The sequence below is a fragment of the Clostridium pascui genome (assembly GCF_016908015.1).
GTDB classification, from domain to species: domain Bacteria; phylum Bacillota; class Clostridia; order Clostridiales; family Clostridiaceae; genus Clostridium_AK; species Clostridium_AK pascui.
This window is the reverse complement of the sequence record NZ_JAFBDB010000007.1, coordinates 119,249-141,255: the sequence shown is the minus strand read 5'-3', so window position 1 is coordinate 141,255 and position 22,007 is coordinate 119,249. Positions and strand designations below refer to the sequence as shown.

Annotated in this window: 15 protein-coding genes and 1 other annotated feature; of the genes, 13 read left to right on the top strand and 2 right to left on the bottom strand. The window is 29.8% G+C overall.

What is annotated here, in order from left to right; translation table 11 throughout:
• Positions 1-483 precede the first annotated feature (483 nt).
• Entirely contained in the window at positions 484-900 is a 417-nt protein-coding gene (locus tag JOC70_RS16010; protein WP_204599905.1) for a HutP family protein, read from the bottom strand.
• Between the two features lie 270 nt (positions 901-1,170).
• On the opposite strand from JOC70_RS16010, the gene JOC70_RS16005 reads away from it, so the two are divergent.
• Positions 1,171-1,545: a PH domain-containing protein gene (locus JOC70_RS16005; RefSeq protein WP_204599904.1), complete on the top strand. Its 375-nt coding sequence runs from the start codon at positions 1,171-1,173 to the stop codon at positions 1,543-1,545.
• A 187-nt stretch (positions 1,546-1,732) separates the two neighbouring features.
• The gene (locus JOC70_RS16000) at positions 1,733-2,410 is read left to right on the top strand and encodes a YczE/YyaS/YitT family protein (protein WP_204599903.1); all 678 of its coding nucleotides are present in this window, start codon (positions 1,733-1,735) and stop codon (positions 2,408-2,410) included.
• 168 nt (positions 2,411-2,578) lie between these two features.
• On the opposite strand, the gene ytaF is transcribed toward JOC70_RS16000, so the two are convergent.
• Positions 2,579-3,208, bottom strand: coding sequence for a sporulation membrane protein YtaF (ytaF, locus tag JOC70_RS15995; RefSeq protein WP_204599902.1), 630 nt, complete (start codon positions 3,206-3,208; stop codon positions 2,579-2,581).
• 305 nt (positions 3,209-3,513) lie between these two features.
• Between ytaF and JOC70_RS15990 the strand changes: the two genes are divergently transcribed.
• The 11 genes from JOC70_RS15990 (at position 3,514) to JOC70_RS15940 (ending at position 21,748) form a co-directional block, all read left to right on the top strand.
• The gene (locus JOC70_RS15990) at positions 3,514-4,206 is read left to right on the top strand and encodes a YczE/YyaS/YitT family protein (protein ID WP_204599901.1); all 693 of its coding nucleotides are present in this window, start codon (positions 3,514-3,516) and stop codon (positions 4,204-4,206) included.
• Between the two features lie 184 nt (positions 4,207-4,390).
• Positions 4,391-5,254, top strand: a complete 864-nt coding sequence (locus JOC70_RS15985) for a methionyl aminopeptidase (protein ID WP_204599900.1) — start codon at positions 4,391-4,393, stop codon at positions 5,252-5,254.
• Positions 5,255-5,362: 108 nt separating this feature from the next.
• Positions 5,363-5,612, top strand: a binding site (T-box leader).
• 190 nt (positions 5,613-5,802) lie between these two features.
• Positions 5,803-6,309, top strand: coding sequence for a tryptophan transporter (locus JOC70_RS15980; protein WP_204599899.1), 507 nt, complete (start codon positions 5,803-5,805; stop codon positions 6,307-6,309).
• Positions 6,310-6,669: 360 nt separating this feature from the next.
• Complete coding sequence (locus tag JOC70_RS15975) at positions 6,670-7,152, top strand: MarR family winged helix-turn-helix transcriptional regulator (RefSeq protein WP_204599898.1); 483 nt, start codon at positions 6,670-6,672, stop codon at positions 7,150-7,152.
• Between the two features lie 88 nt (positions 7,153-7,240).
• Positions 7,241-8,968 carry an ABC transporter ATP-binding protein gene (locus JOC70_RS15970; protein ID WP_204599897.1) on the top strand — a complete coding sequence of 576 codons (1,728 nt, stop codon included), beginning with the start codon at positions 7,241-7,243 and terminating at the stop codon, positions 8,966-8,968.
• Positions 8,965-11,070, top strand: coding sequence for an ABC transporter ATP-binding protein (locus tag JOC70_RS15965; RefSeq protein WP_204599896.1), 2,106 nt, complete (start codon positions 8,965-8,967; stop codon positions 11,068-11,070). The genes JOC70_RS15970 and JOC70_RS15965 overlap by 4 nt, the downstream gene beginning before the upstream one ends.
• Before the next feature lie 210 nt (positions 11,071-11,280).
• A complete protein-coding gene (locus JOC70_RS15960) occupies positions 11,281-12,726 on the top strand; it encodes an MFS transporter (RefSeq protein WP_204599895.1) in 1,446 nt (481 codons plus the stop codon).
• Positions 12,727-12,865: 139 nt separating this feature from the next.
• On the top strand, positions 12,866-13,750 hold the full coding sequence (locus JOC70_RS15955; RefSeq protein ID WP_204599894.1) for a tRNA 2-thiocytidine biosynthesis TtcA family protein: 885 nt from the start codon (positions 12,866-12,868) through the stop codon (positions 13,748-13,750).
• Between the two features lie 328 nt (positions 13,751-14,078).
• Positions 14,079-17,348, top strand: coding sequence for an SNF2 helicase associated domain-containing protein (locus JOC70_RS15950; protein WP_204599893.1), 3,270 nt, complete (start codon positions 14,079-14,081; stop codon positions 17,346-17,348).
• 127 nt (positions 17,349-17,475) lie between these two features.
• On the top strand, positions 17,476-18,360 hold the full coding sequence (locus tag JOC70_RS15945; RefSeq protein WP_204599892.1) for an SPL family radical SAM protein: 885 nt from the start codon (positions 17,476-17,478) through the stop codon (positions 18,358-18,360).
• A 187-nt stretch (positions 18,361-18,547) separates the two neighbouring features.
• Positions 18,548-21,748, top strand: a complete 3,201-nt coding sequence (locus JOC70_RS15940) for a DEAD/DEAH box helicase (RefSeq protein WP_243429162.1) — start codon at positions 18,548-18,550, stop codon at positions 21,746-21,748.
• Positions 21,749-22,007: the final 259 nt, after the last annotated feature.

Here is a 22,007-nt window from a genome sequence, read left to right as displayed (position 1 = left end):
TAATTAAATTATTATTTAATATTTAATAGTTAAGGAAACATCTCAATGAATTGAGATGTGCTGATTTATAACGAAATTATAAATTTCTATAAATCACGCAAATTTTTACAATAAAAAAACTCTCACTAGGAGAGTTATATGCAACAAAACAAAGCCTGAATAAAGGCCTAATTTTCTACTATCTCCTACTTTACTACAATACTACGGTTTTTGAGAATTAATTTATTAAAAACTTATACTACAAAACTACTAATCTACATTAAACTACAATACTACTATTATAAAAATTTAAGCTGTTTCTACTGAATTACCATGCATAATCTGCAAAAAATGACTTTATAATAAATTACCATCCCTCAATTCCTTTGAGGGGTTCCTACCATAAACTACTAACAGCTTAATAAGATTTTATATTAAGTATTACGTGTTGTCAAGAGTATGTATGAAGTTAATTTTCATTTGAATATATGCCTAAATTATAGTTTATATTTCAGATATGGAACGATGTCCAAGTCCTATTACAACTTCATTCAAATGTAATAGTCCTATGCTCATGAATATACATACGCTCAAGTGTTCGCCAGATCGTGCAATTCCTATTTTTCCACCTACATTAAGACCATTTGCCTTTGATGCAACTTGTATTATAGCTTCTCTTGTAGCGCCAGCAACAGCACCATCATGAGGATGACAATCCTTGATAAGACCATGTCTTTTTGATGCTACTAATGCTCTTTCAATTATCTTAGGTATAGAAGATATTAAATTACCACCTATATCCACAGCTACAGTAAGTATTTCTTTATCTTTAAAATCCTTAATTAACTTAGATTCATTTTCTCTTGAAGAGATTGCCATTTCAATAGATGCTTTGGCTACGTCATTACTATTCCAATTCATATTATCAACTCCAAACAACTATAGTTAATATTTAATAGCTAATTTGAATACTTAGTAAAAATATCTTAAATAAGCTAAGAATATAACTAATTTTAATATTAACTATTAAATACATATAGATTATGGCACCATAAGGGAACTTTGTAAACAGTAAATTGTATATTTATTATATTATTCTAATAACATAAAAATGTGCGAATTTTTAGAATAGTAAAATTTTGATTAAATGTGTATAATATATTATATAGGGAAATAAAGGGGGAATGAAAAATGACAGAAGTATCACCAAAAATTGTAGGTTTAACAGAATCAAGTGTTGATGATGGAAGAGAAGTATATGAATTTTTACTCTTAAATGATGAGCTAGTAGAAAAATCATATAAATCAATTAGAGATAGACTTATATTTACAAATAAGAGAGTGATTGTTATTGACGTACAGGGTATAACAAGTAGAAAAAGAGGATATATGAGCATACCTTATTCAAAGATTTCTTCATTTTCTTGTGAAAGTGGAGGTAATTTTGATACAGATGCAGAACTAAAAATATGGGCGTCAAGTTTTGGAAAGATATATTTTGAATTTTCAAGAGATACTGATATAAGACCTTTAGCTAAACTGATAAGTGTGTATGTGTGTATGTAAATAAACATATAGATTTTGAAGAGTTTATACTAAAAAAATATTAAGCTAAAAATTGCCTTAAACATATATACTATATAGATGAATTTACAAAGAGTTTTGTGTAATACTAATATAGAAAGCATCTTAAGAAAGCGAACTATGCTAATTTGTAAAAAAATTAGCTATAATAAGAAAGATGGGATGCGATATGAAAAAAATAGTATTACGTACTTTAAGACTGCTATTAGGATATTTAGTTTCTTCCATAGGCGTTGTGATAATTATTAATACCAATTTAGGACTTTGTCCTTGGGATGTACTAGATCATGGTATTGCTAAGGTAGGAAATATTTCAAGAGGTAAATCTCATATTGCTGTAGGTGCTATGCTTCTAGTAGCTAATGGAGTTTTAGGAGAAAGACTTGGTTGGGGAACTGTTGGAGGGATGGTATTTGTAGGGATTTTTATGGATTTTTTAATGGGAAATAATTTAATACCTATATTTGAAAGTACTTTTTTAAGATTTCTAATGCTGTTTATAGGGTTATTTATAATTGGAATTGGTACTTACTTATACATTGGAGTGGGGTTAGGAGCAGGCCCTAGAGATGGAATTATGGTGGCACTGACAAGAAAAACTCATAAATCTGTGTGTGTAGTTAGAGCAGTTATTGAAGTAACAATACTTGCAATAGGGTACTTCCTAGGTGGATTTGTAGGTATAGGAACAGTAATAACAGCCCTTGCTACAGGATGCTTTATACAACTTGCGTTTAAAATGTTTAAATTTGATGTGAAAAAGGTTAAACCAAGGTTTATAGATGACGATATAAGGGCATTAAAGAGAAAGTTTGATACAAGAAGAAGACAGAAAAGAAAATTTTGAGTGCAAAATATAATAATTTTTGCACTCTTGTTTTTAGACTAAAATCAATGATTTGAGTATTTTATGTTAAAAATATAATAAAATTACAATTAGCATTGTTTTAAAAACTATATTTATTAAAGAACATAGTATTAATAATAAATATAGTTTTTTAAAATGACTATCTATTTATATAAATAACTCGTATATTCCAAGAGCTATAATAATGCATGCAGAAATTATCTCTGAGTATTTTGATAATTTATTAGAAAATATCTTTTCGCCAATGTAATATCCTAATGAAATAAATGCTAAACTAAAAAATATTGAGAATATTGATGTTATATAAATATTTAACCCTGTAATACTTGCGCCTATCCCAAAGCCAATATTATTTAAACAGAGAAGAATTCCCAATATAATAGATTCTTTAAACTCAATAGTTTTAGAGTGATTAGTATCTATTATTTCTGGACTTCTAAGTGCAGCTTCATAGCGATAAATTTCACACATATCTTCACTTAATTCTTCTGAATTATTGCCATTATTCCCACATTTTTTTAATGAAACTGTTAATAGATACAATCCTAATAGAATCAATATGCTGCTTCCTATTATATTTGTATAGATTAATGGAATTAACTTTGTGAGTAATTTTCCAAATATCATTGCTAAAAAAGTTCCCATACCGGCAATAAAGGATACTACAAAATTATTAATTAAATTTATTTTGACTTTTTTTGCCCCATAATTAAGCCCGACAATAAGACTATCACTGCTTGATGATATAGCAAAAAAGAGAATTGATAAAATATGCATTAAATCCCTCCGTATTAAAAATGATACAAGATTATAATATGGAGAGATTTATCAAATGTTTACTAAGCTTTATATATTTCATGTTAAAAAAGTAGTAAGAGGCTAGAATACTTTAAAAAAATCCAAGGGTTACACGTAGGTAGTTTTTCAGATTATGATATATAACATAATACATAATGCATAAAATGTATTGTATAATTATATAAATATATACAATATAGCCATATGGCGGGGGTTGAAGATCAAAATAGGAAACTTAAAATTTATAGTATATAGATAAGAATTTATACAGGGGGTATTGATGTTTGAAAAAGATTGTATTACAAGTTTTTAGACTTTTTTTAGGGCTTTTTCTCTTTGCTTTAGGTGTGGTTATGACATTAAATGCAAATATAGGAGTTGGATGCTGGGATGTTTTGAATCAAGGAATTGTAAGAAAGGCTCCTATAACTCTGGGACAAGCAAATATTGCAGTGGGAGCAGTTTTGCTTATAATAAACTGGAAGCTAGGGGAAAGAATAGGATGGTCTTCCGTTGCTAATATGATATTCATTGGAATTTTTATGGACATTCTTTTAATCAATGATTTTGTACCTATGGTTTATGGTGGCATATCAAGTGTTTTAATGATATTTTTAGGATTGTTTATAATTGGTATAGGAAGTTATCTTTATATTGGAGTAGGATTAGGCACAGGGCCAAGGGATGGACTTATGGTTGCATTTACTAAAAGAACTAATAAGTCTGTTAGGTTTATTAGAAATTCAATTGAGATATGTGTATCAATTATAGGATATATGCTGGGAGGATTTGTAGGAATAGGAACTGTGATTATATCTTTAAGCATAGGATACTTTGTGCAATTTGCATTTAAGTTATTTAGATTTGATGTAAAAGCCGTTAAACATAGGTTTATAGATGAAGATATAAAATTTTTAAAGAATAAGTTGTTTAAAAGCAAAGAAATTAAGAATAAGGAAATTGAAGAAAACAATTAGGTATGGTTAACAACAAATTTAGTTTATGGGACGATTATCTAAATAATCAATAAGCGCTTACTTTTAATATATAAAGGAATACTATTTTGCTATTAACCGTCTCCTAAACTTAAAGGGTTGACTTTGACAAGCAATATATTTCATAATAGTTGTAGGATTAAATATTTGATTGGAGATGTGCTAAATGAAAAGACCGAATAGAAATGATTTATGTTGGTGTGGTAGTGGAAAAAAGTATAAAAAGTGTCATTTCGAAGAGGATAACAAGTTATATGATTATGAAGAGCAAGGATTTATAATACCTCCCCTTGATATAATAAAAACCCCAGAACAAATTGAAGGTATAAGAAAAAGTGGTAAGATCACTAATGAAATATTGGATATTGTTGGAGAGAGAATTAAAGAAGGAATAACCACTAATGAAATAGATAAGTGGGTTAGTGAGTATACCATTAAAAGTGGAGGGACTGCTGCACCATTAAATTATTTTGGATTCACTAAAAGTGTATGTACCTCTATAAATAATGTTATATGTCACGGTATACCAGAGGATAGAGCCTTAAAAAATGGTGATATTATTAACGTAGATGTAAGTACCATACTAAACGGATATTATTCTGATGCAAGTAGAATGTTTATAGTAGGAGAAACAAGTGAAAAAGCTGTGAAACTTGTAGAAGCAGCAAAGGAAGCTTTATATATAGGAATTAATGCAGTAAAACCTTATGGAGATCTTAATGATGTAGGAAGAGCTATAGAAAGTTATTGTAATAAACTGGGTTACTCTGTAGTAAGAGATTTAGGTGGTCATGGAGTAGGTTTGAAATTTCATGAAGAGCCTCATGTTGATCATTTTGCAAGACCTGGTAAGGGAGTGCTTTTATTACCTGGAATGGTATTCACCATAGAACCTATGATAAACGAAGGCAGCTATGAATGCGTTACACTTGAAGATGGTTGGACTGTAATTACTAAGGATGGTTCACTATCAGCTCAATGGGAACACACTATAGCTGTTACAAAGAATGGAGTAGAAATATTGGTGTAGTTTAGTTTGTTACTTTAAAGTTTGCAGATGCTAATTGTAAAAAAACATTGACAATACTCATGTAAAGTGGTAAGATGATAAAAAGTTAAATGTAAATAATTTGTTTTAATAAATTCATTGAAGTGGAAGAGTAGCTATATTGCCTAGTTTCAGAGAGTTGAGGATGGTGGAATCTCAATACGATGTCATGTAGTGAATGGACCATTTAGAAGTAAGCCGAAAGTTTAAGTGAAATCTTAAATTAGTAGTACTTAACGGAGGCCGCCCGTTATAGTGGATAGGACATGTTGGTGTCTGATTAAGAGATATGCTTTTGCATAATTTAGGTGGTACCGCGGATAATACCTTCGCCCTAATTTTTTTAGGGTGAGGGTTTTTTTATTTTCTAAAATATTATTTGATAACGAAATTAAAAATTTCTATAAATCATGCATAAATGATGTATGGAGGTGAGTGCTATGGTTTGAAATGAAGATATATCTGATTGGTACTGGTTAATTTATAAAAAAATTATAAGATTTTATGAAATATTTAGGAGGTTATTTATTATGAATTTAAAAAAGATTATTATTAATTCACTTCTTTTAGCCATAGGTTTGATTTTACATCAAATTGCTCCACCACTTTTATTTGGGATGAAGCCTGATATTTTGCTTACCATGATGTTTATAACTATACTTATTAGTAAAGATTATAAACTTGCTGTAATCATTAGCATTGCATCAGGAATACTTACTGCTGCAACTACTACCTTCCCAGGTGGACAAATTCCCAATGTTATAGATAAATTAATTACTGGACAAATTGTATACTTGATGTTTAAGTTTACAGATAAAAAGTTAAATAATCAATTTCAAATGACATTAGTTTCAGTTATAGGAACAGTAATTAGTGGAACTATTTTTTTAGGAAGCGCATTTTACATCTTCGGATTACCAGCTCCATTTTCAATTTTAATGTATACAGTAGTGCTTCCTGCAACTATAGTTAACACTTTGGTTGGAGTGGTACTTTATAATTCTATTCAATTAGCATTAAAGAGAACAGCTTACTAGAAAAATATGGGCGATTAACAACAAATTTTGATTTTAAAGGGACGGTTATTGTAATTACAATAACCGTCCCTTTTAGCATAGCAACAACATACCAAAAATAAAAACTAAAAAATCTATTTGTTGGGAACCATCTCTGCTTATCTTAATATTTCCACAAGTTGGGGATTAACAACTTTATAAGTCAAAGAAATTGTTAGTTGACTAATAATTTTTTATATATGTATTTTTTGTTAAATGTAATAATATAGTTGACTGATAGATAAACCGGTGCTAAAATAATTACTTAGTCGGCTAAATAAAAAATGAATTCGTATAATAATTAAAAATATTGAGGGTTTGCTGACATAGGAGGAATTAAAAATGGAGGATTTCAAAAAGGATTCATTATATCATGTGTTTTCGCAGGTGATGAAGCTTCACTTTCATCGTGCACATTCTTTACTTAATACAGTTGATATATACCCAGGGCAGCCACCTATGCTTTTTGCACTACATATTAAGGATGGGCAAAGTCAAAAAGAACTTGCTGAGAGACTTAAGATTAAACCTGCTACAATTACAGTTATGCTTAAAAGAATGGAAAATGCAGGGCTTTTGGAACGAAGGGCTGATGAAAATGACCAAAGAATATCTAGGGTGTATTTCACAGATAAAGGAAAAGAAGCTTATGAAAAGGTACATGAACTAATGAAGGTTATAGAAGGAGAGTGCTTTGAAAATTTTACTATAGAAGAGAAAATACTGCTTAAAAGGCTTCTGATGCAGGTGAAGAACAATTTAGAAGATAAAGTTGGGACGGGTAACAGCCATTGTATGGGAAAGGAAGAAAATGAGGATAGTTAACCACTAGTGCAAATTAGTAAAAGTATTACATTGGCATGGAACCGTAATTATTTGATGTTATTGATTAGTTTAAAGGAGATGAAAATTTATGATTAAATTGTTTAGGTTTTTAAAGCCTTACAGAAGATATGTAGCTATGGTTTTAATTCTTTTATTTCTTCAATCCATGGCTGAACTTTACTTGCCTACATTAATGTCAGACATTGTTGATACAGGTATAGTTAAAGGAGATACAGATTATATTTTAAAAATTGGAGGATTTATGCTTCTTGTAGCCTTTGGAAGTGCTATATGTGTAATTTTATCAAGCTTTTTATCATCCAAAGTTGCTACAGCATTTGGTAGAGATATTAGAAGAGAGGTTTTTGTTAAAGGAGAAAGGTTCTCACTTCATGAATTTGATAAAATAGGAACTTCATCTATGATTACAAGAACTACAAATGATGTTACACAAATTCAACAGGTTACAGTTATGATAATGCGTATGATGGTTAGTGCTCCTATAATGGCCGTTGGTGGAATTATCATGGCGTTATCAAAGGATAAAAAGTTATCCTTAGTGCTTGCAGTTGCAATTCCACTACTTGGATTAGTTATATTTCTAGTGGCAAAAAAGGCAGTGCCTTTATTTAAAGTAATGCAAAAAAAAGTTGATAAGATAAATCTTGTGCTCCGTGAAAATTTGACAGGGATTAGGGTAATTCGTGCCTTTAATCGTATTGAAGATGAGAAGAATCGTTTTGAAGAGGTAAGTTATGATTTTACAACAACTGCTATTAGAGTAAATAAGATGATGGCAATTGTTATGCCTGTTATGATGATAATAATGAACTTTACAAGTATTGCAATTATTTGGTTTGGAGGTCTTCGTATCGATACTGGAGATATACAAGTTGGAGACATGATGGCTTTTTTACAATATGCTATGCAAATTATGTTTTCTTTTCTTATGGTTGCAATAATGTTTGTTATGATACCTCGTGCAGAAGCTTCAGCGGTTAGAATTAATGAAGTGCTAGATATTGATCCGGAAATTACTGATACTAAAAATCCTAAAAATACTGATGGTAGAAAGGGATATGTAGAATTTAAGGATGTTACCTTTAGCTATCCAGGAGCAGAGCAGCCAGCCATAAAGGATATTTCCTTTAGTGTAAATCCAGGAGAAACAACTGCAATAATTGGGGGTACAGGTTCTGGTAAATCAACACTTATAAATCTTATTCCACGTTTTTACGATATTCAAAGTGGAAATATTTTAGTTGATGGCGTGGATATTCGAGAAATGCCTCAAGAAAATCTTAGAAAAAAGATAGGATTTGTTCCACAAAAGGCAGTGCTGTTTACTGGAACTATTAGTGAAAATATTAAATATGGTAAGGAAGATGCAACAGAAGATGAAATAAAGCATGCAGCTGAAGTTTCTCAAGCCTCTGAATTTATTAATAACATGAAAGAGGGATATGATGCTGTAATTGCTCAAGGTGGTAACAATGTATCTGGTGGACAAAAACAGAGATTGTCCATTGCACGTGCCCTTATAAGAAGACCGGAAATATATATATTTGATGATAGTTTTTCAGCTCTTGATTTTAAAACTGATGCAAAGCTTAGAGGCGCGCTAAAGGGAGAAACTAAGGAATCAACCGTAATTATAGTTGCTCAAAGAGTAAGTACTGTAATGGATGCAGATAGAATTATAGTTTTAGATGAAGGCAAAATTGCAGGAATTGGAACTCATAGAGAGCTTTTAAAATCTTGTGAAGTTTATAAAGAAATTGTATCTTCACAGCTTAGTGAGGAGGAATTGGCATGAGTGAAAATAAAGGACAAAAACTAGGTAAGCCAGGAAGGGGACCAGGACACGGCGGTGGCCCCATGACAATGCCTGTAGAAAAAGCTAAGGACTTTAAAGGAACATTAAAAAGACTTATGAAATATTTAATGCCTAGAAAGCTTAATCTTATAATAGTATTTATAACAGCAATTATAAGTACAATTTTTAGTATTGTAGGTCCTAAAATTATGGGTAATGCTACAACAAAGTTATTTGAAGGGCTAATGGCTAAAGGGAAATATGCCATGGATTTATTTAAACCTGAAAATATAGCAAATACTTTAAAGATGCCGGATTTACCGGAGTCTCTTAGAAAAATGATAACTGGAGCCATGGCCAATCCAGAAGCCGCTAAAGGAACAGCGGCTCCTAAAGTAGACGTTACAAATATCGACCCAGAACTTTGGACATTTATCAGTAAACATGGTCCGAAAATAGACTTCGACTATATTGGAAAGATAATTTTAATACTGATAGGACTATATTTAATCAGTGCTTTATTTAGTTATATTCAGCAATATATAATGGCAGGAGTTGCACAAAATACTGTTTTTGATATGCGCAGAGATGTAAATGAAAAGCTTAATAAATTGCCACTTAAGTACTTTGATTCACGTACTCATGGAGAAATATTAAGTAGAGTAACCAATGATTTAGATACAGTTGCATCAACTCTTCAGCAGAGTTTAACACAATTCATTACATCTATTGTAACTATTATTGGAGTAATAGTTATGATGTTAACTATAAGCCCAATGCTTACTTTAGTTACTATTACAACATTACCGCTTTCTGTACTAGTTACAATACTTATAGCTAAAAAGTCTCAAAATTATTTTAAAGAACAGCAAAAGGCTTTAGGAGAGCTTAATGGACACGTAGAAGAAATGTATACTGGTCATAAAATAGTAAAGGTATTTGGACATGAAGAAAAGGCTATAAATGAATTCAATGAAATAAATGAAAGACTTTACAATGTAGGGTGGAAGGCTCAATTTATTTCAGGAATAATAATGCCTATGATGAATTTTATAAATAACATTGGCTATGTTTTAGTATCTGTAGTTGGAGGTATATTTGTAACTAATGGGAGAATTACAGTAGGAAACATTCAAGCATTTATTCAATACTCAAGACAATTTGGTCAGCCTATAGTTCAAACTGCAAATATAGCAAATATTTTGCAATCTACTGTAGCAGCGGCAGAGCGTGTTTTTGAAATATTGGATGAAGTTGAGGAAATACCTGATGAAGAGGATGCTAAAATAATTGACCTTAAAAACAATGAAATAAAAGAGAAAAACTTAAATAATGTAGAATTTAAAGTAGTAGGAGAATTAAAGGGCGGCGTTAAGTTTGAAGGAGTTAAGTTTGGATATAAAGAAACTATAACACTCATGGAAAATATGAATATAGATGTGAAATCTGGCCAAACCGTTGCAATAGTAGGGCCAACTGGAGCAGGGAAAACTACTCTTGTAAATTTACTTATGAGATTTTACGAAATTCAAGGTGGTAAAATTTTAATCGATGGAGTAGATATAAGAGATTTTAAACGTGGAGATTTAAGAAGTATGTTTGGAATGGTACTTCAAGATACTTGGTTATTTACAGGTTCTATAAAGGATAATATAGCTTATAGTCGTAAAGATGCAACCTTTGAAGAAGTAGTTAGAGCTGCAAAAGCTGCTCATGCAGATCATTTTATTAGAACGCTACCTGAAGGTTATGACACAATATTAAATGAAGAAGCTTCTAATATTTCACAAGGTCAAAAACAGCTTCTGACTATTGCTCGTGTAATACTTGCAGATCCTTCAATATTAATACTTGATGAAGCAACATCAAGCGTTGATACAAGAACAGAAGTACAAATACAAAAGGCTATGAATAGCTTAATGCAGGGAAGAACAAGTTTTGTTATTGCGCATAGATTATCAACAATTCGTGATGCGGATTTAATACTTGTTATGAACAATGGAACTATCATTGAGCAAGGTAATCACCATGAACTTCTAGAAAAAGGCGGATTTTACGCTGATCTTTATAATAGTCAGTTCTCAGCTGCCAGCGGAGAATAGCGGTTAACAACAATTTAATGATTAATAAAGATTTACGTGCAATGATATAATTTGACATGATAAACTAATTTGCTAAAATTAAATAATAAGCTTTAATAATTAATAGTTAATATTTTGTGAGGAATTTTTGTGAATAAATCTTCTAATCAAAGTATTAACTATTATGCATTTAATATTAGCTAAAAATAATAGTGGAGGATTTAATAAACTATGGAAAATACAAAAGATAATATTTATAAGAATAGATGGCTAATACTCCTTATCGTTGTTATGCAGCCGTTTATGGCATGCTTGGATGGTAGTATTGTAAATGTTGCCTTGCCTGTTATGGCAAGAAGGCTATCTGTAACTATGTCATCAATAGAGTGGGTTGTAACAAGTTATCTAATAGTTATCTCAGCAACTATTTTAGTTTTTGGGAGGCTTGGAGATATAAAAGGAAAGACTACTGTGTTTAAATGGGGGCTTGTGCTTTTTGCTATAGGATCACTGCTTTGTGGTATTTCAAGTACATTAAATATGCTTGTAGTTTCTAGAGTAGTACAAGCTATTGGGGCATCAGCAACAATGGCAACAAATCAGGGTATTATAACTCATGTATTCCCAGCAGAAGAAAGGGGACGAGCACTAGGAATATCAGGAACATTTGTTGCGCTTGGAACACTAGTAGGACCCCCACTTGGAGGCTTCATAGTATCTGTTGCAAGCTGGCAATATATTTTTTTAATCAATGTACCTATAGGAATTTTAATATTTATATTTGGTATGAAGTTTTTACCTAAGTCCAATGATGGAGTAAATGAAAAGTTAGATATTAAAGGAGCACTTTTATTTTTAGTAGCAATTGTTTCATTATTCATGTGTGTTACAAAGGGCCAGGAAATTGGATATAATAATTTTATGATAATTTTAGGATTTGTATTGGCAATAGGCTCATTTGCGGCATTCATAATACTTGAAAAAAGAACAGAATCACCATTGTTACAGTTGGATATTTTTAAAAATAAATTATTTTCAATAAGTGTATTTTGTGCATTTATTTCATTTGCAGCAATTAGCTGTATAAATATCATTCAACCATTCTACCTTCAGGAAGTCATAAAATTATCACCTTCATCTACAGGATTATTTATGATGGTTTATCCTTTGATTTTAACTGTAGTTGCCCCAATTAGTGGATACTTATCAGACAAAATTGGATCAGAATTTCTTACATTTGTAGGGATTTCATTTACAGCGGTAGGATTAATATTTATGTCCACCTTAAATGAATATTCGACTATAGGAGTTATGATGATTTTTGTATCCATACTATCTTTAGGAAATGGACTATTCCAATCTCCAAACACTTCTTTAGTAATGTCTACTGTACCAAATCACAAACTTGGTATTGCAGGCAGCATCAATGCTTTAGTAAGAAATGTAGGAATGGTATTTGGAGTTTCATTTTCAACAACTTTATTATATAACAGAATGAGTTATAAGATTGGGTATAAGGTTTCAAGTTTTGTTCAAGGTAGAGAAGAAGTATTTATTTATGGAATGAGAGTTGTATATATTTCCGCGGCAATAATATGTGCAATTGGTGCTTTAACTACAGCTCTTAGATTATATCAAAAAAGAAGAAGTAAAAAAGAACTCTCTAAGGTTGCCTAAGATGAGAAAGGTTAACAACAATTTATTAAATTCACTTAATTTATGTATTGTGATAAATAACATTGAAATTATAAGTATTTTGCACTAAAATAGAAAAGAATAAGATTTATAATTATACGTTCCGGCATGAGGTGATAGAATGAGTGATAATAACAGTAATAATAGTATAGCAGGAGAAGGCTGCGAGTTATTAATTCCAATAAATGAAAGAAAGCCATTAAAAGATATAGAAAGAAGCATTATTAAAACATATAGAAAAGGAATATGGTCTAAGTTTATTAGAGCAATTAGCGATTTTAAATTAATAGATGAAGGAGATAAAGTTGCGGTAGCTATTTCTGGAGGCAAGGACAGTTTACTCTTGGCAAAGCTGTTTCAAGAATTTCAAATACACTCAAAGACTAAATTTGAGTTAGAATTTATTGCAATGGATCCAGGGTTTCATGAAAGTAACAAAGAGATGCTGTTAAGTAACTGTGAGTATTTAAATATTCCAGTTAAAATGTTTGATTCTGGAATTTTTGAAGTTGTAGATAGGATTGCAAGGGATTATCCATGTTATATGTGTGCAAGAATGCGTAGAGGTTCATTATATAATAAAGCACAAGAACTTGGATGTAATAAATTAGCACTGGGCCACCATTTTAATGATGTTATTGAAACAACTTTATTAAATGTATTATACTCTGGAAATTTTCAAACTATGAGACCTAAATTAAAAGCTAAAAATTTTGAAGGGTTAGAATTAATTAGGCCGATGTTCTATATCCATGAAGATGATATTAGACGATATACATTAAATTCTGGAATTTCTCCTATGAACTGTGGTTGTATGGTAGCAGCTAGTAAGATTTCAGGCAAACGTACTGAAATAAAAAATTTAATTAAAAATCTAAAGAAGAATTTTAAAGATGTAGAAAAATCTATATTCCAATCAGCACAAAATGTTGGAATGGATTCCATTTTAGGCTGGGTAAAGGACGGGAAAAAATACTCATACTTAGATTTTTATGATGAAGAATAACATAAGAGGACGGTTAACAACCAAAACCAGAAAGCTAGTAATCAATAAATATAGCAAAATATAATTATTTAAAATACCTCACTTTGGATAGAACTTTATATAAATTCATTCAAAAGTGGGGTGTTTTTGTTATGCGCTAAGGAAGTTGAAATGCTGGATTCAATAGTTGATAACTGTCAATAATATTAGATGAAAATAGTGATATAATAATTAAGATGAATATAATAGCTATAAGGAGGATTTGAGTATGTTATATTTATTTAAATCCTTGGAATTAGAAAAGTTATAATGCAGATACATAGCACTTATACAGGAGTTAGGAGAAAATATGTTAGATAAAAATAAGTTGTTGAGGATATTTAATGAAGAAACTACTGGGAAGAATTATGATAAGGGCCAAAGGATTTTAGATAATGATTTAATTTCTTCGTTCAATATTACTAGTGAAGATAATTTAATTTGCATAGATGGAAATGTTATTTCAGAAAATCTTTTTAATGAATATAATACAAAGATTGAGATGGATACAGGGAGAAAGAGTATATTTTCTACTTCTTGCAGCTGTCCAGATTATGAAAAGAATGAGTTTAAAAAGAAAAATTATTGTTGCAAGCATTTAGTTGCAACATTTTATAAAGCTATAGATGAGCTAGCAGAGCACCCTCTTTTAAAAGAAGAAATATTAAACGAGGAAATGAAAGAGGAGCAGGGGATATTTAAAAGCAAGGATAATGTGATATCCATGCTTTTAGGAGATGAAAAACTTAAGGACGAAATAAAAATAGAGGTTTATATAAATAGAAATGAGTGGAAACATACTATTTCAGCAGAATTTAAAATAGGGCTTAACTCTATAAGTTCTAGCAATCTGTATATTTTAAAAGACATTGATCAGTTTTTAGTATCTTACTATAATGGAATTCCTATAAAGTATAGCAAAAATTTTATGTTTGATATTAGAAATCAGAAACTAAGTACAAAGGATAAAAGGCTTATAGATTTTATTATGATGTTAAAGGATATAGAAGGAAGTCAAAAATATGTTAATAGAACTGATAAAAAAGCTGTAGACGGAAAATATATTAATATTCCTAAATATTTAGTTAGAGAGTTTTTTGAAATTATACGAAAACACAGAGTTTATCTGAATGAAGGATTTTTTTATAGAACTGTAGAAACAGAAATTCTAAAGGAGTATCCAGCGATAAATTTTGATTTGAAAACTGTAAAGGATAATTATGTTCTTAAATCACCAGAGGGAATGCCGAAGGTTTTAAGTTCTAAAAATGATGCCTTTTTATATGGTACAACTATATATATTCCAGATTATGAGTTTTGTTATAAAATAGGTCCATATCTAAAGGTATTTAAGGAAGAAAAAGTTGTAACCATTTCCAAATCAGAAGAAGAAACTGTATTAAGAAATTTAATTCCTAATCTTAATTTTTTAACACCTAATGTTACATTGTCTAAAAACATAAAAAATAAAATAGTAATGGACGAGTGTAAGTTTAATTTTTATTTTGATCAAGAAGGGAAAACTATTACTCTTACTTTAAAGGTTAGGTATGGAGCCTTTGAATTTAACATATTTGAAGATTACAATGAGAAAATTATATACAGAGATTCTAAAAAAGAACATGATGTTATTTCACGCCTTAGAGCATTTGGATTTGAAGCAGTAGCAGAGAAGTTTTATCTATTAATGGGAGATGACTATATATTTAGGTTTTTCAAAAGTGAAATAGATAAGCTGCAGGAAATAGGGGATGTATATTACTCTGAAAACTTTAAAGGTATAAAATCTATTGGTAAAAAGGGTATTAGTGGAGATATTAAATCTGGTAAATACAATTATTTTGAAATGGAGTTTAAAATAGGGAATATTTCACCACAAGAGACCTCTAAAATATTAAGAGCATTTAGAGATAATCTAAAATACTATAAGCTTGAAAACGGAGAATACCTTGACTTGAAGGAACTAGAACTTAATAAGTTTTTGAAGCTTTTAGATGTGGTTTCTGATGATGATATAGATGAAAACAATATTAAAATATCTAGAAGTAAGGGAGTATTCATAGATAATTATTTAGATGAAAATGATATTAGGTATATAAAAGGTAAAAAAGAATTAAAAGAAATAAGAGATAAATTTAAGAATATAGAAAAATTAAAGTTTGAGCTCCCAAAGGACTTAAAGGGAAGCTTAAGAGAATATCAGAAGGTTGGATATAATTGGCTTAAAACTCTAGATTATTTAGGCTTTGGAGGGATTTTAGGAGACGAAATGGGACTTGGTAAAACCCTTCAAACTATCGCTTTTATATTATCTAACAAAGGGAAGAAGTCATTAATTATAGCACCTACATCATTAGTATACAATTGGATAAATGAATTTGAAAAATTTGCACCATCTATTAAAGCAGTTGCCATTAACGGACTAAGAGAAGAGAGAGAAGAAATAATTAAAAATATAAAAACTTATGATGTAGTAATAACAACTTATAATTTATTAAAGAGAGATTCAGATATTTATGAGACCATAAAATTTGATTATTGCATATTAGATGAAGCTCAATATATAAAAAATTCAAATTCTCAAAATGCTATATCAGTAAAAGACATAAATGCAAAAACGAGATTTGCATTATCAGGGACACCAATTGAAAATTCTCTTATGGAGTTATGGTCTATATTTGATTTTATAATGCCTGGATATCTATATGATGAAAAGAGATTTAGCGTAAGATATCATAAAAAACTTAAAGAAGGTCCAGAGGTTTTAGAAGAATTAAATAAGCTTATAAAGCCATTTATTCTTAGAAGAAGAAAAAAGGATGTTATAAAAGAATTGCCTGATAAAATAGAAAAAAGGCTACTTGTAAGATTAGATGATGAGCAAAAGAAGGTATATAAAGCTTATGCAAATTATGCAGTGGAGCTTATTGAAAAAAAGGTACGTGATGACGAATTTAAGAAGAGCAAGATAGAAATACTTTCTTACATAACAAAGCTAAGACAGCTGTGCTTAGACCCAAAGGTACTCATGGATGATTATACTGGGGGCAGCGGAAAGATAGAAGCCCTTGTGGAACTCCTGTTTCAAAGTATAGAAGAAGGCCACAGGATACTTGTATTTTCACAATTTACGTCTGTGCTTAAAAACATTGGGAAAAGACTTGAGTTAGAATCAATATCTTTTAGTTATTTAGATGGTTCTGTGCCTTCAGAGAAGAGAATGAATATGGTAAAGGCCTTTAATGATGGGAAGAACTCAGTATTTTTAATAAGTTTAAAAGCTGGAGGAACGGGGTTGAATTTAACTTCAGCAGATGTGGTGGTCCACTTTGATCCTTGGTGGAACCCAGCAGTTGAAGAACAGGCTACAGATAGAGCACACAGAATTGGTCAAGAAAATGTGGTAGAAGTAATAAAAATCATAGCCGAAGGAACTATCGAGGAAAAAATCATATCACTTCAAGAAGAAAAGAAAAAGCTAATTTCACAATTGATGGGAGACGAACTTTCAGGCGGTGAAGGCTTTGCAGCTTTAAGTGATGAAGAAATATTAGGGCTGTTTGAAAATGGTGATGGTTAACAACTGATATGACATACTAATGTCGTATTGCATTGAAGTTTGATTGTAAAAAAGAACTTAAAATAGTAAGACTCCCAGTGAGTTTTTAATCGTACAAAATTAAATAACTATAATGAGGTAAAATAAAATGGAACTTATTCCTGCAAAGCAAATACTATCAGCCTGGGCAGATAATAATAACTGGTTTGGAATAAATTATAATATGAATATATATAAAGGTTGTTGTCATGGATGTATATATTGTGATTCAAGAAGTGAATGTTATCAAATTAAGGATTTTGATATTGTTCGTGCAAAAGCTAATGCTATTGAGATATTAAATAGTGAACTTAAATCAAAGAGAAAAAAAGGCGTAGTTGGAACTGGTGCAATGTCAGATCCATATAATCCTCTTGAAGCAAAATATAAATTTACTAGAAGTGCATTGGAACTCATAAATAGATATAACTTTGGAATAGGTATTGCCACAAAAAGTGATCTTATTACAAGGGATATAGACATATTAAATGATATAAAAAGTCATTCGCCTATTCTTATCAAAATTACGGTTACAACTGCAGATGATAACCTAAGTAAAAAAGTTGAGCCTAATGTAGTGGTGTCATCTAAAAGGTTTGAAGCAATAAATAAACTTTCTTCTCAGGGGATTTTTACAGGTATATTGCTAATGCCTGTATTACCATTTATTGAAGATAGTGATGAAAATATACTTAAGATCATAAGACTTGCAAAGGAAAGTGGAGCAAAATTTATTTATCCTGCATTTGGAGTTACACTTAGACAAAATCAAAGAGACCATTTCTTTAACAAGTTAGATGAAAATTTTTATGGCATAACTGAAAAATATATAAAGGAATATGGGTTTTCCTATGAATGTCGCTCGAAACGAGCAGCTAAATTATGGAACCTCTTTAAAGTAGAATGTGATAAGGCGAATATATTATATAAAATGAAAGATATCATTGATGGATACAAAAAAGATTATGAAGTAAAGCAAATAAGTTTCTTTTAAATAGAATCAAATCAGCTTCTGCATAAGTAAATAATACAAATTAATCTAAAGGCATCTGCAAATTGCAGATGTTTTTCCACGTTCTTGGGGACGGTTGGCAACAATTAATTAACATATCATAAAAATCTAGAAAGAAAAAGGAATTATGCATTATAATAAATCTTAAGGTGATGTTTTAAAGAAGTAAATGGATACTAAAAAAAGTGAAAACCCTAAATTAGGAAAAGAGATGATAAAAATAAACATAAAAGAAATAGAACAAATAATTTTCAAAGATTCTTCTAATATAATGAGAAAAATGGGAGAAGAGGTTTTTAAAAATGGATTAGTTATTAATGTGAAGGGAAGAAAAATAGAAGAAATATACCATATCTATGGAGAAGTATCCAGTGACAAGAATTATGGTGAATTGAAAACCCATATAAAAATAAACTTGAAGGGTAAAAAACTAGATGATGTGCGTTGTAGCTGTGAGAATTTTAGAGAGATTTCTAAAGATAAAAGATTGTTTATGTGTGAGCATTTAATTGCTACGGCATATAGGTTTTTAAGTTTATTAAAAAATAAAAAATCTGAAGAAAAAAAGACGCCGGAAAAGTTACTTAAGCAAGAAAATACGCCAAAGAAACAAAAAGAAAAAACTCATGTGGGCATAGATATAAAAATAACTCATAAATCATGTAGAGGAATAAGTAGTTATGAGTTAGAATTCCGATTGGGCTTTGCACAAAAGTATTTAATTGATGATTTAGTGGGTTTTATTTTAAATCTAGATAAGGAACAAAGTACTTACTTCAATAATCAGTTTATATATAATCCAGAAGAATATATGATTTCCCCAAAAGATATAAAGGTAGTAAATTTTATTAGAGAGTATATAAATAAAAGCAATGGAATATTGTCAATAGGTAAAGTATTAACAATAGACGCTAATGATTTAAGAAGGTTTTTAGAATGTATAGAGAAAAGCAAAATTAGATTTAAGTATAATGGGATAGAATATAACACAACTGTCTTTAATACTGATTTACCTCTTACTTTTACTTTAAAAGAAGAAAAAGAATACTTTAAATTAACAACTTATAATAAGCTTCCAATTTCTTTAACTGAAAACAAAGATGTATATTTCTTTAATGATAATCTTTATTTACCTTCTAGCAATCAAATTGAAAAATATTTACCTTTATATTATAAGTTTAGAGAAAAAAATGAGATTTTATATGATGAAACTATAGAAAATTATAATAAAATTATTTCTTTGTTAAATAGCATTTCAAAAGATATTACACTTACAGAAGAAGTAAAAAGATTTGCAGCTAATTTATTAAAGTTTCAATTTTTTATTTATAAAGAGGAGAGAAATATATATTGTGATGTATATGCAATGTATAACAATGATAAAATCAACATATTAGAAAAGATTAATAACAAAACACAAGTTATAAGAAATTCACGCGAGGAAGAGAAAGTTCTTATGAAGCTTGAATACTATAAGTTTATAAAAAGAAAAGATACACTTATATTTATTGGCAGGGATGAAGATCTTTTTAATATATTAAATAGCAAAAAATGTGGAATAGAGTCATTAGGTACACTGGTTTTAGGAAAAGGGTTGGAAGATATAAAATTATATAATACTAGCTCTATTAACATAGATTTCTATGAGGAAAACGATAGGTTTAAATTCAGTTATAATATTGGTGATTTGGATATTAGGGAGCTAGGAGATATATTTAAAAGCTACAAATCTAATAGCAGATTCTATAAAACTAAAGATAATGAGTTTATAGATTTTGAAGATGAAGGTATAAGAAATTTCTTTAATTTAATTGAAATGCTAGATATCAATAAGGATATAGATAAAGGCAGCTCTTTTATAGAAAAAAATAAGGCGATATACATAGCTGAAAGCTTGAAAAATAGAGGTTATAAATTTGGTAAAGGAATAGAGCTCATAAAGAATATAGAGAACAAAATAATTACAATAAATAGTAAAGACGTAACTGTTCCAAAGAATTTAAGGGCCAAACTTAGAGAATATCAAATCATTGGATTTAATTGGTTTAATAGTTTAAGTGAGCTAGGCTTTGGTGGTGTTTTAGCAGACGAGATGGGCCTTGGAAAGACAGTTCAAACCATAGCGTTTCTTGTAGGACAAAAAGGTAAAAAATCTTTGATAGTTACTCCAACATCCTTGATTTATAATTGGAAGTCTGAAATAGAAAGATTTGCTCCAGAACTAAGAGCAGGTATTGCTCATGGAAATATAGATAAGCAGGAAATTGTAATAAATAATTTAGAAGGATATGATTTGATTTTAACCACCTATGGAACTCTGAGAAATAATATTGATAAGTATAATGATATTCAATTTGATTATTGTATTATAGATGAAGCTCAAAATATTAAAAATTTCGAAGCCCAAGTAACTTTAGCGGTTAAAGAAATTAAGGCTAATGCAAGATTTGCACTTACAGGAACTCCTATTGAAAATAGTTTAACAGAACTTTGGTCTATATTTGATTTTATAATGCCTGGCTATCTATACTCTAAAGAAACCTTTGAAGAAAAGTTTATTTATAACGAGGACTGCGATTTAGAAAAACTTAAGTTAATTATAAAGCCTTTTATTTTAAGAAGAACTAAAAAAGAAGTTATAAATGATCTTCCAGATAAAATAGAAAAGAAAGTATTAGTAGAAATGACCTCAGCTCAAAAGACTATATATAAAGATTATATAAAAGAGGTTAAAGAAAAAATAAAGGATAGTTCCCAAGGGAAAATAGAAATTTTCTCTTACTTAACAAAACTAAGACAAATTTGCTTAGACCCCTCTCTTGTATTTAATGAATATAAAGGAGGCAGTGGAAAGCTTAAGCTTGCAATGGCATTAATAGAAGAAAATACAGCATATCACCGCAAAACATTGCTTTTTTCACAATTTACTTCTGCCTTAAAAAAGATAGCTGTATCTTTAAAAGACAATGAAATTGAGTATGTTTATTTAGATGGGTCAACTCCCTCTAAAGAAAGAATTAAATTAGTAAATGAGTTTAATAACAGTGATAAGCCTAAGGTATTCTTAATTTCCTTAAAGGCTGGAGGTACCGGACTTAATTTAACATCAGCAAACTTAGTTATCCACTTTGACCCTTGGTGGAATCCGGCAGTAGAAGATCAAGCAACGGATAGGGCTCATAGAATTGGACAAAAGAATGTGGTAGAAGTAGTTAAGTTAGTTTCAAGAGGAACTATAGAAGAAAAAATAATATCAATGCAAGATCATAAAAAAGAGCTAATTGATACCATTATAACAGGAGAACTTACAGATGGTACTATGCTAAATAAATTATCAAAGGAAGAGCTGTTAGAACTTTTTTATAGATAGTCATTAGTAAATTTGCATCCACTTGATAATCACAATAACCATTAATTAAAAGGGGACGGGTCACAACTATTTATCTATAATAGTTGTGACCCGTCCCTAATGATATAGACTATTTGATGATTTTCCTAATTAAATAAAGAAATTATGCATGCTGTTACCATAATAATATCATATTTCATTAGTTATTATATTGAGGAAATATATATTATTTTTAAGTCTTTGAAACATATAAACAGTTTTTAGCTATTTTTTTCGAAAC